This window comes from Aeromicrobium sp. (assembly GCF_037719875.1).
GTDB lineage: Bacteria > Actinomycetota > Actinomycetes > Propionibacteriales > Nocardioidaceae > Aeromicrobium.
The window spans coordinates 116454-129365 of the sequence record NZ_JBBJMJ010000003.1; the positions used below are offsets into that span (position 1 = coordinate 116454).

General features: G+C 66.8%; 14 protein-coding genes. 7 read left to right on the forward strand and 7 right to left on the reverse strand.

The window, feature by feature from the left end; genetic code table 11:
- Position 1: 1 nt before the first annotated feature.
- Positions 2 to 1180 carry an ADP-forming succinate--CoA ligase subunit beta gene (sucC, locus tag WKF39_RS05300; protein ID WP_340386190.1) on the reverse strand — a complete coding sequence of 393 codons (1179 nt, stop codon included), beginning with the start codon at positions 1178 to 1180 and terminating at the stop codon, positions 2 to 4.
- Between the two features lie 135 nt (positions 1181 to 1315).
- On the opposite strand from sucC, the gene WKF39_RS05305 reads away from it, so the two are divergent.
- Positions 1316 to 2188 (forward strand): alpha/beta fold hydrolase, encoded by an 873-nt coding sequence (locus WKF39_RS05305; protein ID WP_340386191.1) that lies wholly within the window; start codon positions 1316 to 1318, stop codon positions 2186 to 2188.
- Here WKF39_RS05305 and WKF39_RS05310 read toward each other — a convergent pair.
- Positions 2165 to 2449 (reverse strand): hypothetical protein, encoded by a 285-nt coding sequence (locus tag WKF39_RS05310; protein WP_340386192.1) that lies wholly within the window; start codon positions 2447 to 2449, stop codon positions 2165 to 2167. The genes WKF39_RS05305 and WKF39_RS05310 overlap by 24 nt on opposite strands.
- A gap of 284 nt (positions 2450 to 2733) precedes the next feature.
- Here WKF39_RS05310 and WKF39_RS05315 point away from each other — a divergent pair, with 284 nt between their 5' ends.
- The gene (locus tag WKF39_RS05315) at positions 2734 to 3414 is read left to right on the forward strand and encodes a M23 family metallopeptidase (protein ID WP_340386193.1); all 681 of its coding nucleotides are present in this window, start codon (positions 2734 to 2736) and stop codon (positions 3412 to 3414) included.
- A 37-nt stretch (positions 3415 to 3451) separates the two neighbouring features.
- Here the strand turns inward: WKF39_RS05315 and WKF39_RS05320 are convergent, their stop codons facing one another.
- Positions 3452 to 5821 (reverse strand): UvrD-helicase domain-containing protein, encoded by a 2370-nt coding sequence (locus tag WKF39_RS05320; protein ID WP_340386194.1) that lies wholly within the window; start codon positions 5819 to 5821, stop codon positions 3452 to 3454.
- A 71-nt stretch (positions 5822 to 5892) separates the two neighbouring features.
- Between WKF39_RS05320 and WKF39_RS05325 the strand changes: the two genes are divergently transcribed.
- Together WKF39_RS05325 and WKF39_RS05330 are read left to right on the forward strand one after the other, a co-directional pair.
- Positions 5893 to 6345, forward strand: coding sequence for a GNAT family N-acetyltransferase (locus WKF39_RS05325; protein ID WP_340386195.1), 453 nt, complete (start codon positions 5893 to 5895; stop codon positions 6343 to 6345).
- Complete coding sequence (locus WKF39_RS05330; RefSeq protein ID WP_340386196.1) at positions 6342 to 6698, forward strand: GntR family transcriptional regulator; 357 nt, start codon at positions 6342 to 6344, stop codon at positions 6696 to 6698. The genes WKF39_RS05325 and WKF39_RS05330 overlap by 4 nt, the downstream gene beginning before the upstream one ends.
- 11 nt (positions 6699 to 6709) lie before the next feature.
- Here the strand turns inward: WKF39_RS05330 and zwf are convergent, their stop codons facing one another.
- The 3 genes from zwf to WKF39_RS05345 all read right to left on the reverse strand — a co-directional run bounded on the left by zwf (position 6710) and on the right by WKF39_RS05345 (position 10167).
- On the reverse strand, positions 6710 to 8146 hold the full coding sequence (gene zwf / locus WKF39_RS05335) for a glucose-6-phosphate dehydrogenase (protein WP_340386197.1): 1437 nt from the start codon (positions 8144 to 8146) through the stop codon (positions 6710 to 6712).
- Between the two features lie 99 nt (positions 8147 to 8245).
- On the reverse strand, positions 8246 to 8917 hold the full coding sequence (locus tag WKF39_RS05340; protein ID WP_340386198.1) for a response regulator transcription factor: 672 nt from the start codon (positions 8915 to 8917) through the stop codon (positions 8246 to 8248).
- A complete protein-coding gene (locus WKF39_RS05345; RefSeq protein WP_340386199.1) occupies positions 8914 to 10167 on the reverse strand; it encodes a PspC domain-containing protein in 1254 nt (417 codons plus the stop codon). The genes WKF39_RS05340 and WKF39_RS05345 overlap by 4 nt, the downstream gene beginning before the upstream one ends.
- Positions 10168 to 10297: 130 nt before the next feature.
- Between WKF39_RS05345 and WKF39_RS05350 the strand changes: the two genes are divergently transcribed.
- Genes WKF39_RS05350 through WKF39_RS05360 form a run of 3 tightly spaced genes read left to right on the forward strand, consistent with a single transcriptional unit; the run spans position 10298 to position 11941 of the window.
- Positions 10298 to 11437 (forward strand): PspC domain-containing protein, encoded by a 1140-nt coding sequence (locus WKF39_RS05350; protein ID WP_340386200.1) that lies wholly within the window; start codon positions 10298 to 10300, stop codon positions 11435 to 11437.
- A complete protein-coding gene (locus tag WKF39_RS05355; RefSeq protein WP_340386201.1) occupies positions 11434 to 11706 on the forward strand; it encodes a hypothetical protein in 273 nt (90 codons plus the stop codon). Before WKF39_RS05350 ends, WKF39_RS05355 begins: the two co-directional genes overlap by 4 nt.
- On the forward strand, positions 11681 to 11941 hold the full coding sequence (locus WKF39_RS05360) for a PspC domain-containing protein (RefSeq protein ID WP_340386202.1): 261 nt from the start codon (positions 11681 to 11683) through the stop codon (positions 11939 to 11941). The genes WKF39_RS05355 and WKF39_RS05360 overlap by 26 nt, the downstream gene beginning before the upstream one ends.
- Here WKF39_RS05360 and WKF39_RS05365 read toward each other — a convergent pair.
- Positions 11892 to 12905: a glycerophosphodiester phosphodiesterase family protein gene (locus WKF39_RS05365; protein WP_340386203.1), complete on the reverse strand. Its 1014-nt coding sequence runs from the start codon at positions 12903 to 12905 to the stop codon at positions 11892 to 11894. The genes WKF39_RS05360 and WKF39_RS05365 overlap by 50 nt on opposite strands.
- Between the last annotated feature and the right edge of the window lie 7 nt (positions 12906 to 12912).

Sequence of the window (12912 nt, forward strand, 5' to 3'; positions counted from 1 at the left end):
GTCAGGCTCCCTGTCCGTTGGAGTTGTTGGCGAGCTCGGCGGCGCGGTCTGCCGCGCCATCCATGGTGTCGACGAGGGTCACGAGCGGGTGATCGCGCTCGTCGAGAATCCGGCGCCCCTCCTCGACATTGTTGCCGTCGAGGCGTACGACGAGCGGCTTGGAAGCGTCGTCGCCGAGGATGTCCAGCGCCCCGACGATTCCGTTGGCGACGGCGTCACATGAGGTGATGCCACCGAAGACGTTGACGAACACGCTCTTGACCTGCTCGTCACCCAGGATGACGTCGAGACCGTCGGCCATGACCTGCGCCGAGGCTCCGCCGCCGATGTCGAGGAAGTTGGCGGGCTTGACCCCGCCGTGCTTCTCCCCGGCATACGCGACGACGTCGAGTGTCGACATCACGAGTCCCGCGCCGTTGCCGATGATGCCGACCGCGCCGTCGAGCTTGACGTAGTTGAGGCCCTTCTCCTTGGCCTTGGCCTCAAGCGGGTCGGCCGCATCCTTGTCCTCGAACGCAGCGTGGTCCTCATGACGGAACTCGGCGTTCTCATCGAGCGAGACCTTGCCATCGAGCGCCTCGAGGATGTCGCCCTCGAGCCGTGCGAGCGGGTTGACCTCGACCAGCGTGGCGTCCTCTTCGACGAAGACCTTCCACAGCGTCTGGACCGTCGTGACGGCCTGCTCGACCAGGGCCTCGGGGAATCCTGCGTCGGCAACGATCTCTCGCGCCTTCGCCTCGTCCACACCTGTGCCGGCATCGATCGGAATCTTCTTGACCGCGTCGGGGTTGGTCTTGGCGACCTCCTCGATCTCCACGCCACCCTCGACGCTCGCGATGCAGAGATAGCTGCGGTTGGCGCGGTCGAGCAGGAATGAGAAGTAGTACTCCTCCTCGATGCTCGCGGCCGGAGCGATGAGCACCCGGTTGACCGTCAGACCCTTGATCTGCATCCCGAGGATGTCCGACGCGTGCTGATGCGCCTCGTCAGGTGTCTTGGCGAGCTTGACGCCGCCGGCCTTGCCGCGACCGCCGGCCTTGACCTGTGCCTTGACGACGACGACGCCGAGCTGCTCTGCCGCGACCTTCGCCTCGTCCGGTGTGTTGGCAACGATGCCCAGGGTGACTGGTACGTCGTGCTTGGCGAAGAGCTCCTTCGCCTGATATTCCATCAAATCCACGGTGGAGTCCGTCCTCTGTTGACGTCCGATACGCTCGGGAGCCGGCCGATGGCCGACAGTAATTGAGCCTTTGCGACTCTAGCCCTTAACCGGGTGTTCACGCGCGTTGGCTTCGTCACACATCTTGGGAGACCCATGACCACCGACACGATCACATCGTCCGACGTGCAGTTGCGTGTGCGTGTCGAGGGCAACGACGCCGGCCCGGTCGTCGTCCTGGTCCACGGGTTCCCCGACAACCAGCAGGTCTGGGACCGCGTCGTCCCGCTCCTGACGCCGGACTTCCGGGTCGTCACGTACGACGTGCGTGGGGCGGGCGGCTCGACGGCACCGACATCACGATCGGGCTACCGCATGACCAACCTGGTCGGCGACCTGGCCGCGGTCATCGAGCACGTACGCCCCGACGGCGGTGCCGTGCACCTCGTAGGCCATGACTGGGGCTCGGTCCAGTCCTGGGGCGCGGTCATGCGCGAGGACTCGGACCCGCGCCTCACCGGCCGCATCGCTTCCTACACCTCGATCAGCGGCCCCGGCCTCGACCTGTTCGGTCATTTCCTCCGCAGTGGCCTCGCCGGCAAGCAGCTCGGCGCGGTCTGTGGCCAGCTCGCACGCTCCTGGTATGTCATCGCGTTCCAGGCACCGCTGATCCCCGAGCTCGTCACGCGCCGCTTCGGGCACCGGATCCGCGCGGTCCTCGCCCGTGGCCAGCGGCTGGGCGACGACGGACACTGGGGGGAGACGTTCGACGACGACTTCCGCAACGGCATCAACCTCTACCGTGCCAACGGGCTGAGCTTCACGCGAGGGACGACGTCGGTGCCCGTGCAGCTCGTCGTGCCGACGAGGACCCCTTCCTCTCACCGGCGATCTATGTCGACGTCGCCGAGTTCGCGCCCGACGTCCGGCGCGTCGACGTCGTTGCGAGCCACTGGGTCGTCCAGACCCAACCTGAGCTCATCGCGGACACTGTCCGAGCCTTCGTCACCGAGATCGAGGGCCGTCTGACCGCTCGTCAAGAGGCGTGACGACGGCTTCGCCCACACCGAGGTCGGCACACAGATCGGCGATGCGGGTCAGCGACTCGACATCACCGTCGACCACGATCGCCGTCGCATCCTCTGCGATGAAGGTGTGGACGAGCTGTTCCGGGGTCTGGTCGCCTCCCACATAGACGACCTCCCGCCCCTCGTCCCGCATACGCCGAGCGGCCCGCCGGACCGCTTCATCACCACCGATCGCGCCCAGCACGACACGCTCCCTGACCATGCGGACGATGCTCCCACAAGGGTGAAGGTCATCACACTTTGTCGACTTTTCCCGCTTGGCTGACGTCATTTGTTGTGGAGAACGCAGATTCGGTTTCACTCGACGCAATCCTTCGGCTAGTCTCGTGGGGTCCTGTTGTCCTTCTTCCGGAGGTTTTCTGCGTGTCATCGTCTGCGCCGAAACGCCGACTCGATGTCCGCCAAGAGACTCCGAAGCGAACGACCGGGAAACGCTCCGCGCAGCGGCGCCAAGCTCCCAAGCGCACCCTTCGTCTCACTCCGGCCATGGCCGGTGCCTTCGTCCTGGTCCTGGCTGCTTTCTTTGCCACGGTTATCGGCCCCAAGACCGACAGCAACTCGCTCAAGAGCGACCGCTACCAAACCATCTCGCAGAGCTACGTCGGTCCCGACGACGACGGCACTGACGGCAAGGTCGACGTCAGCCGCGACTTCAACCGCACGCTCGTCAAGAAGCAGACCAAGCTCCAGGCCGAGCAGACGCTGGTCGCCCAGTCTGACCTCAAGAAGGACGTCGACAAGTTCGCCAAGGAGTCCAAGGCCAACCAGTGGGTCCTCCCGGTCACCGGCTACCGCCTGACGGCGCGTTTCGGTCAGCGCAGCGGCCTCTGGTCCAGCGGATCACACACCGGCCTGGATTTCGCCGGTCCCTCAGGGTCGACGATCGTCTCGGTTGCAGCGGGTGTCGTGAAGTCGTCCGGCTATGAGGGCTCCTACGGCAACCGCACCGTCATCACGCTCCGCGACGGCACCGAGGTCTGGTACTGCCACCAGAGCCGCATAGCGGTCAAGGTCGGCCAGGCGGTCGGCCCCGGCGAGGTCATCGGCTACACCGGCTCGACCGGCAACGTGACCGGACCCCACCTGCACCTGGAGGTCTACCTCCCCGGTGGCAGCAGCTCGGTCGACCCCGAGCCCGTGCTGATCCAGCACGGCATCCGCCCCTGATCCCCGCGTAGGCGGCGTCTTGGCACCGCCGAGGGCCTCAGAGCTTTTCGACGGGCGCGTATCGCAACAGCAGGCGCTTGACCCCGAGCGACCCGAAGTCGACCGAGGCCACCGACTTCTCGCCCTGGCCCTCGACCGTGACGACGGTGCCGAGGCCGAAGCTGTCATGACTGACCCGGTCGCCAGGTGAGAGCGACACGACCTCGAGCGACGCGCGCCTGGAGCGGGCCGCGACATTGGAGGACCTGAACGTTGACTGTGCCGTCGCCGACGGCGAGCTGGGCGTCCACTGGGTCGGCGGCGAGGCCAACCGGCGCCAGTCGACGAGGGCTTCGGGCAGCTCGTCGAGGAATCGCGACGGCGGGTTGTAGGCCGGGGCGCCCCAGGCCGAGCGCGTCGCAGCTCGCGTGACGTAGAGGCGGGTGCGGGCTCGGGTGATGCCCACATATGCCAGCCGGCGCTCCTCCTCCAGCTCCTTGCTGTCGGCCAAGGAGCGCATGTGCGGGAACACCCCGTCCTCGAGGCCGGTCAGGAACACCACAGGGAACTCCAAACCCTTGGCCGTGTGGAGTGTCATCAAGGTCACGACACCGTCTCCCTCGTCGGGGATCTGGTCCGCGTCGGCGACGAGCGCAACCTGCTCGAGGAATGCCGCGAGCGAGCCGGCCGCCAGATCGGGCTCGTCGGAGATCGCGTCGACCGCTGCCGACCGCTCCTCCTGGAGGACATCGACCCCTCGCTCGACCAGCAGCTCGTCTGCGACCGTGCTGGCACCCACGACGAACTCGCGCGCCACTGCGACGAGCTCGGCGAGGTTCTCCACCCTCGTCTCGTCCTGGGGATCGGTGCTCTGCTCGAGGGTCGAGAGATAGCCGCTGCGGGTCAGCGCGGCCTCCAGCACCGCGTCAGCGGGGGCGCCCGACTCGGCCATCGTGATGAGCTCGGCCATCATCGAGGTGAATGCCTGGATCGCGTTGCTGGAACGGGTTGCCAGGTCTGTCGCCTCGTCGGCGCGGGTCAGCGCCTCCCAGAAGCTGATGCCCTCGGCGGTCGCGAGCCGCTGGATCGCCGCCTCCGCCCGTTCACCGATGCCGCGCTTGGGCTCGTTGATGATGCGCCGCAGTGAGACGGCGTCGCGCGGGTTGACCAGCACCCGGACGTACGCCAAGGCGTCCTTGATCTCCTTGCGCTCGTAGAACCGGACTCCGCCGACGACGCGGTAGGGCAGTCCGACCCGGATGAAGACTTCTTCGAACACTCGGCTCTGGGCATTCGTGCGATAGAAGATCGCGACATCCTTGGCGGCAGCGGCGCTGGCGTCGGTCAGCTTGTCGATCTCGTCGGCGATGAACTGCGCCTCGTCACGCTCGTCGTCGCCGACGTAGCCCACGATCTTCTCGCCATCGCCCTCGGCCGACCACAGCTGCTTGTCCTTGCGGCCCTCGTTGCGACTGATCACGGCGTTGGCAGCCGACAAGATGGTCTGCGTCGAGCGGTAGTTCTGCTCCAGCAGGATCGTCGCCGCGTTGGGGAAGTCGTCCTCGAACTCGAGGATGTTGCGGATGTTGGCGCCGCGGAACGCATAGATCGACTGATCGGAGTCACCCACCACCAGCAGATCGGACTCCTCGTCGGTCAGCTCCTTGATGAGCTGGTACTGCGCGTGGTTGGTGTCCTGGTACTCATCGACCAGGATGTGCCGGAACCGCCGCCGGTATGTCTCGCGAACCTCCGGCCAGGCCTGCAACAGGTGCACCGTGTTCATGATGAGGTCATCGAAGTCCATTGCGTTGGCGGCCTGCAGCCTCGCCTGATAGGCCTTGTAGGCCTCGGCGTAGATCTCCTCGGTCGGGTTGTCCGCCCTGCCCGCTGCTGACTCGTGGTCGACGAGCTCGTTCTTGAGGTTGGAGATCCAGTTGAGCACCGCCCGCGGATTGATCCGTTTGGGGTCCAGGTCCATGTCGCGACAGATCAGCGTCATGAGCCTTCGCTGGTCGGCTGCGTCGTAGATCGTGAACGTCGAGGTGAAGCCGAACTTGCTCGCCTCACGCCGCAGGATGCGCACGCAGGCGGCGTGGAACGTCGAGACCCACATCATCCGGGCGCGGGGCCCCACGAGCTCGGCAACTCGTTCGCGCATTTCGGCCGCCGCCTTGTTGGTGAACGTGATCGCGAGGATCGAGCCGGGGTGGGCGCCTCGGGCAGCGATCAGCCAGGCGATGCGACGGGTCAGCACCCGGGTCTTGCCCGATCCTGCGCCAGCCACCACGAGCAGTGGTCCGGTGGGGTGTGAGACAGCCGATTGCTGAGCCTCGTTGAGGCCTTCCAGCAGGGTCTCAGAGCGCGGGCGCCGCTTGTCAGGAGACTTGTCGGGCGCAGCGGGGGGCACAGGGAACGGCAACGTCATCGTGCCGCCCAGCCTAGTCGCCGAGGCAGACATCGATCCCCCCGGATGCACCCGACGTAGACTCCCGAGCCATGGACAGCGCCGTCTCGATCCGGCCGGCCGGTGAGGCCGACTTCGACGCGCTCACCGACGTCTGGGAGCGCGCCGCCCGCTCGACCCACGGGTTCATGGCCGACGAGGAGTTCGCCGAGCTCCGGCCAAGGATCCGCGACCTGCTGCTGCCATCCATGGACGTCTGGGCCGCCTCGCTCGACGACCTGCCGGTCGGCTTCGTGGGAGCGCGTCACGAGCACGTCGAGCTGCTCTATGTCGCCCCCGAGGCGCAGGGTCGCGGCATCGGCCCTGCCCTGCTGTCGCAGCTGGCCGACGGCGGCGGGCCACGGACCGTCGAGGTCTACGCGGCCAACTCCGTGGGGCTCGGCTTCTATCTCTCCCAAGGCTTTCGCGAGACCCGCCGCGACCCCACCGATGTCGCCGGTCGCGGGTTCGCGATCGTCCACCTCGAGCGGAAGGACACCGCATGAGCATCATCTCGGTCGACTCCACCGGTGCAGAGCCGCCATTCGAGCAGGTGCGCCGCCAGATCGCCGAGGGCGCGGCCTCCGGTTCGTTCGCGTCCGGACACAAGCTGCCGACCGTACGCCAGCTGGCAACGGACCTCGGGCTCGCGGCCAACACCGTCGCAAAGGCCTATCGGGCCCTGGAGAGCGATGGCGTGATCGAGACCCAGGGTCGCCGCGGCACGTTCATCGCGAGCCGCAGACTCGGTGACGTCGAGGCCGAGGCGGGCGCCAAGACGTACGCCCGCCTGGCGCGGACCCAGGGCCTCTCCATCGACGAGGCGATCCGGCTGGTCCAGCAGAGCTGGGCTCCCTGAGGACGTCCTGACTATTCGGCCATCGTGTTGGGCCTGCGCCACGTGCGCTCGAACGGCAGTCGCCACGCTCGCGGAGCAATGAGCTGATGCACCGAGTTGGGGCCCCACGTGCCGCCTGAGTAGGGCCTGACCGGCGGTTGATCGTTGAGCAGCGGCTCGGAGATCTCCCACAGCCGCTCGATGCCCTCCGCGGTCGTGAACAGCGTGCGCTCGCCACGCATCGCGTCGTAGATCAGGCGTTCGTACGCCTCGAGGACCTCGCCGGCGCGCTCGGTCTCCTGCATCGCGAACTGCATGCTGAGCTTGTCCAGACGCATCCCCGGGCCTGGCCGCTTGCCATAGAACGACAACGACATCTTCGAGGAGTCCGCAAGATCGAAGGTCAGGTGGTCCGGGCCGGCCAGGCCAACCCCCGAACCTGCCGGGAACATGCTCTTGGGGGGCTCCCTGAACGCGATCGAGATGATCCGGGCCCCCTCGGCCATCTTCTTGCCGGTCCGCAGGAAGAACGGCACGCCGGCCCAGCGCCAGTTGTCGATCTCGGCCCGGAGCGACACGAACGTGTCGGTCTCGGAATCGGACGCGACACCGTCCTCGTCCCGGTAGCCCTGGTACTGCCCGCGGACCACGTGGTGCGGGTCGAGCGGCAGCATCGAGCGGAAGACCTTGTTCTTCTCCTCGCTGATCGAGTCGGAATCAAGCGAGGTCGGCGGCTCCATCGCCATGAACGCCAGGACCTGGAACAGGTGGGTGACGACCATGTCCTTGAAGGCGCCGGTGCCCTCGTAGAAGCCGGCGCGGCCCTCGACCGACAGCGTTTCGGGCACGTCGATCTGCACATGGTCGATGAAGTTGCGGTTCCAGATCGGCTCGAACAGTCCGTTGGCGAAGCGGAACGCGAGGATGTTGAGCGCCGCCTCCTTGCCGAGGAAGTGATCGATGCGGAAGATTTGGTCCTCGGCGAAGACCTCGTGGAGCTGGGAGTTGAGCGACTTGGCGCTCGCGAGGTCGGTGCCGAAGGGCTTTTCCATGATGATCCGCGACCGCTCGACGAGTCCGGCGTCGTCGAGGGTGTGCACCACATCGAGCGCAGCCTTGGGTGGGACGCTGAGGTAGTGCAGTCGCTCCGGCGCGCCGCCGAGCTCGGCCTCGAGCGTGGCCGCGGCCTTCGCCAGCGCCTCCGGCCCCGCCTTGACGTTGACGTACGAGAGCTTGGGAGCGAACTCGGCCCATTTCGCTTCGTCGATCTCGCGGGTACTGAACTCGCGGTATGCCTTGCCGGCGAAGTCGCGGAACCCCTCGTCGTCGAACTCATCCATCGAGACGCCGATGATCCGTGACTCGGGCACGAGTCCGGACTGCAGAAGGTGCATGATGCCGGGCAGCAGCTTGCGGCGGGCAAGGTCTCCCGTGGCCCCGAAGAGCACGATCAGGTGGGGTTCATTCACCCCCACAGGCTAGACCTGAGGGGGTGAACGCGTGAATCATTCGACGCGAGAAGTTGCGGGCGCCACCTAAGGTGCTCCCGCCAGCAGATCGGCTCAGCCTCAGATCAGGCGGCGGTCATTGGCCCAGCGGGTCAGCTCGTGACGGCTGGAGAGCTGCAGCTTGCGCAGGACGCTCGAGACGTGGGTCTCGACGGTCTTGATCGAGATGAACAGCTCCTTGGCCACTTCCTTGTAGGCGTAGCCGCGGGCGATGAGTCGCATGACCTCACGCTCCCGCTCGGTCAGCCGGTCGATCTCCTCATCCACTTGGGCGACCTCGATCGTGCCGGCGAATGCGTCGAGGACGAATCCGGCCAACCGTGGCGAGAACACCGCGTCACCGACGGCCACCCGGTTGATCGCGTCGAGCAGCTCGGGTCCGGAGATGTTCTTGGTGACGTAGCCGCGGGCCCCGGCGCGGATGATGCCGATCACGTCTTCTGCCGCGTCGCTGACCGACAGCGCCAAGAACTTGGTCTCCGGGTGGCGCAGGTGCAGGCGACGGATGACCTCGAGGCCTCCGCCGCCGGGCATGTGGACGTCCAGCAGGACGACGTCGGGCCTGGTCGCGGCAATGACCTTGACGGCGCTGTCGACATCCTCGGCCTCACCGACGATGTCCACGGGTCCTTCGATCTCGGCTCGCACTCCGGTGCGAAACATCGCGTGGTCGTCGACGATCGCGACGCGCAGTGCCGCCATGTGCGGTGTCGTCATGTGCGGTGTCGTCATGTGCTCACTTCTTCGGTCGGGGCGGAGTCGCCGGTGCGGAGGGGAACGCTCAGTGCGACCTCGGTGCCCTCGCCCGGCGTGCTGCGGATCGAGGCCGTGCCACCGTGCCGTTGGACCCGGTCGATGATCGAGCCTCGCACACCCATGCGGTCCTCCGCGATCGACGCCATGTCGAAGCCGACCCCCCGGTCGCGCACGAACACCTCGACCGTACGTCCGTCGGTCTCGGCGTACACGTCGATGCGGTCGACATGGGCATGCTTGGCGGCGTTGATCATGGCTTCCCTGGCGGCCTTCGCGATCGCCGCGACATCAGGATCGAGCGACGCGTCGCCGACCGCAATGACCTCGACCGGCACCCGATGCGTGTCCTCGACATCGGCCGCCGATGCCCGCAGCGCCGCGACGAGCGAGTCCCCGGGCCGCTCGTCGTTGCCGTAGAGCCAGGCGCGCAGCTCCCGCTCCTGGCGACGTGCAAGGGTGGCGACGATTGCAGAGTCGCCGGCATTCTTCTGCAGCAGCGCGAGGGTCTGGAGCACCGAGTCGTGCAGGTGAGCGGCGACGTCAGCGCGCTCCTGGGACCGCACGCGCTCCCGCCGCTCCTCCGACAGGTCGCCGAGCAGCTTGGTGATCCAGGGCCCCAGGATCAGCAACAGGCCGAGGACCGCCACCGCGACGGCCGAGCCGAGGTCGACCATGGCTCCCCAACCCCGTTCCTGGGTCAGGAAGTAGATGGCGGCCGCCGCCACGAGGGTCGCACCCGCCGCGACCCGGAGAGCGAACGCGAGGCCCTTCGTCTGGCGCATCCAGCGCCCCCACGCGGCGTCGTCGAACTGACGCCAGATCACCGCGACACCGACAACACCGATCAGCAAAGGTGCGAACAGGCCGCCGGCGATGCCCCGGCCGCTTGCCTGAATGATGAACAACACGCCGATGCCGACGGCGCCGAGCGCCAAGGTCTGCGCGATCTCGAACATGCTGGGACGGCTGCCGGTCCGCAGCCCGCGACGGGTGGCCGACTCGAGGCCGGGCGAAAGCTCGGGCTGGCGGAGCGGGAGGAACCGCCACAGCAACAGATAGGCGATGACGCCCATGCCGTGGAACCACGTCGCCACGATGAAGACCAGCCGGACATAGAGGACTGGGACGCCGAAGTGCTCGGCCACACCGGTCGCCACTCCACCGACCAGCCGGCGATCGGCTGGTCGGAAGGCCCGGCGGTATGGGGTGATGCCTCGTCCACTCACACCAAGATCGTCACACGCGTACGCACACGGGCGCCATGGGGAACGTCCCCCGGTGACCCCGGCCGGTCCCGGGTGTGATTCAGGGTCGTACCCGATGGTCTGCACGGGCCTGCTCGGACACGATGGAGACATGAACGCAGAAGACACCCGCACCACCCCGCCGGACGGCGACTTCGATCCACAACGGCTTCGCTCCATCACCGACATGCGGCGCTCCCGGGATGACCGCCTGCTCGGCGGCGTTTGCTCCGGTGCCGCCAAGTACCTCAACATCGACCCCGTCATCGTGCGCGTCGTCATCGCGGTGCTCACCGTCGTCGGGTTCGCGGGCGTCATCCTCTACGCCGCTGCGTGGTTCCTGCTGCCGGCCGCGGACGAGGACAAGAGCGTCGCGGCCGATTGGTTCAAGCTCGACAAGAACGAGGAGCAGGTGCGGGTCATCGGTCTCGTGGGCGCCGTCGTCGTCGCCGGGCTGGCGGTCATCGGTGACAACGGCTACTTCTGGGACGGCGCACCCTGGATCCTCGTACCGATTGCCTTCGTCTACTACCTGTTCTTCGTGCGTCCACGCCGCCGGCGCAGCGACGACGCGGCACGGCAGGCGGCCGGTCAACAGACCGTGTCTGCGGCAGACGGCGCCAGGGTCGGCCTGGTGGACAACCGAAAGTACGCAAAGACACCCAGAGATCGCTCGTGGACGCTCACCGGCTTGACCGCGTCGGTCGCGGTGATCGCGGTCGCTGCGACCCGGATCTACGCCGAGTATCACGACGAGACCCGCTGGACGTCGTACGTCGCGGTGGCTCTCGGCGTCGTCGCGATCGGCCTCCTGGTCGGCACCCTCTTCGGCAACGGAGGTCCGCTGATCGGTCTCGGGGTCATCCTCGCGATCGCCCTGGCAATCGGCTCGGTGCTCCCCAACGGCAAGTTCGGCGAGCAACGTCCAGTCCCTCTGACCGCTTCGCAGGTCGACTCGACCTATCGGCACGGTATCGGTCTGCTGGAGCTCGACCTGACCCAGGTCCAGAACCAGGAGGCGCTCATCGGCGACACCATCAACCTCCGAGCAGGTGTCGGCCAGACCAAGGTCATCGTCCCGAGCGACCTCGACGTCACTGTGGTGTCCCACCTCGGCGCTGGTGAGATCTCGATCTTCGGCCGCAAGGTCAACGGCACCGACAACGACCTGGACCTGCCGGCCACGACCGGGCCAGCTCTCATGATCGACATCGACCAACGATTCGGCAACATCGAGGTGATCCGCAGATGACCAGGCACACATTCCGCTGGGAGGGGCTCGCGTTCGGCCTGCTCTTCCTGTCCATCGTCGGCAACTGGGCGGTGTGGAAGCAGGACCTCCTGACTCCGCGCGAGTTCAGTCTCACCGCATCTGGGGTCTTGATCGTCCTCGGACTGGTCGGCGTCGCCGCGACGGTGTGGCGGACCCGCCCACCGCAGGCCAAGGCCACCCCCGTCCCCCACACCGCAGCAACCAGCCCGGAAGGACCTGAAGATGAAGAAGTTGACCCGCAGCCGTGACGAGAAATGGCTCGGTGGCGTGTGCGGAGGCATCGCCACCTATACCGGCCTCGACGCCAACCTGATCCGCCTGCTCGTCGCCGCCGCCACGATTCTCGGCGCCGGATCGCTCATCCTGGCGTACATCGTCGCGTGGATCCTGATGCCTGCCGAACCGCTGGCGGCGCAAAGCGGGTGGACCGCGGCTACCGACGCCCCAACCACTGGGAGCGAGCCCGCACGGCCGTCTGAGTGAAGTCGGAGAAGACACCGTCGACACCGACATCGAAGAACGCAAGGTATTCGCCCACGGCATCGCCGTGGGCGACCTTGTCCCTGCTGGTGCGCAGGTTGGTCGGCAGGAAGTTGTTCTCGTTGCGCATCGTCCAAATGTGCACCAGGAGCCCGACCTCGTGAGCATGTCGGACGAGGCCGGTGTCGCCAGCGAGCCGATACTTCTTGTCACGACGGATGACCTGGCTCTTGTTGGGGCCGATCCCATCGGCATACGCCGCGATCGCGGCCAGCTCGGTCCGTGACGTCATGGCAGCGTAGGTGCGGGAGTCGCGAGCGTTGATGAGGTCGAACGGGGCGCCCTGACGATCCATCAGCTGGATGAGGCTCAGCGGCGTTCGACCGCGCAGCCTGCGCAGGTTGCCGGTCTCCATCGACTGGATCATGATCTTGGCATTCTCGTGGTTCAGCCCGTGCCGTTCGAGGTCGGCGATCAGCAGATCGTCGAGATCGAGCCCGATCCCGGCGAAGTAGGTCGGGTGCTTGGTCTCGATGTAGACCCCGATCGGGGTCTCGCGGCCCTGGCTCGCCTGCTCGGCGATCGTCAGGACCTCGTCCAACGTCAAGATCGGTTCGGTGCGATCCAACGGTATGTTCTGCGGCCGCAGTGCTGGCAGCCGCTCCAGGACACGAAGCGTCTTGAGCTCCTCGAGGGTGAAGTCCTCGGTGAACCAACCGGTGTAGACGACCCCGTCGATGAACTTCGAGACCTTGCGGTCGGCGAACTGAGCGCGCTCGGACACGTCCGTCGTCCCGCCGATCTCGTTCTCGTGCCGCACGACCAGGACGCCGTCCTTGGTGCTGACCACGTCGGGCTCGATGTAGTCCGCCCCCTGCTCGATCGCCAGGAGATAGGAAGGGCGGGTGTGCTCGAGTCGATGACCGGGGACGCCACGATGGGCGATGACGATGGGTGCCGGGGACACGGGACTC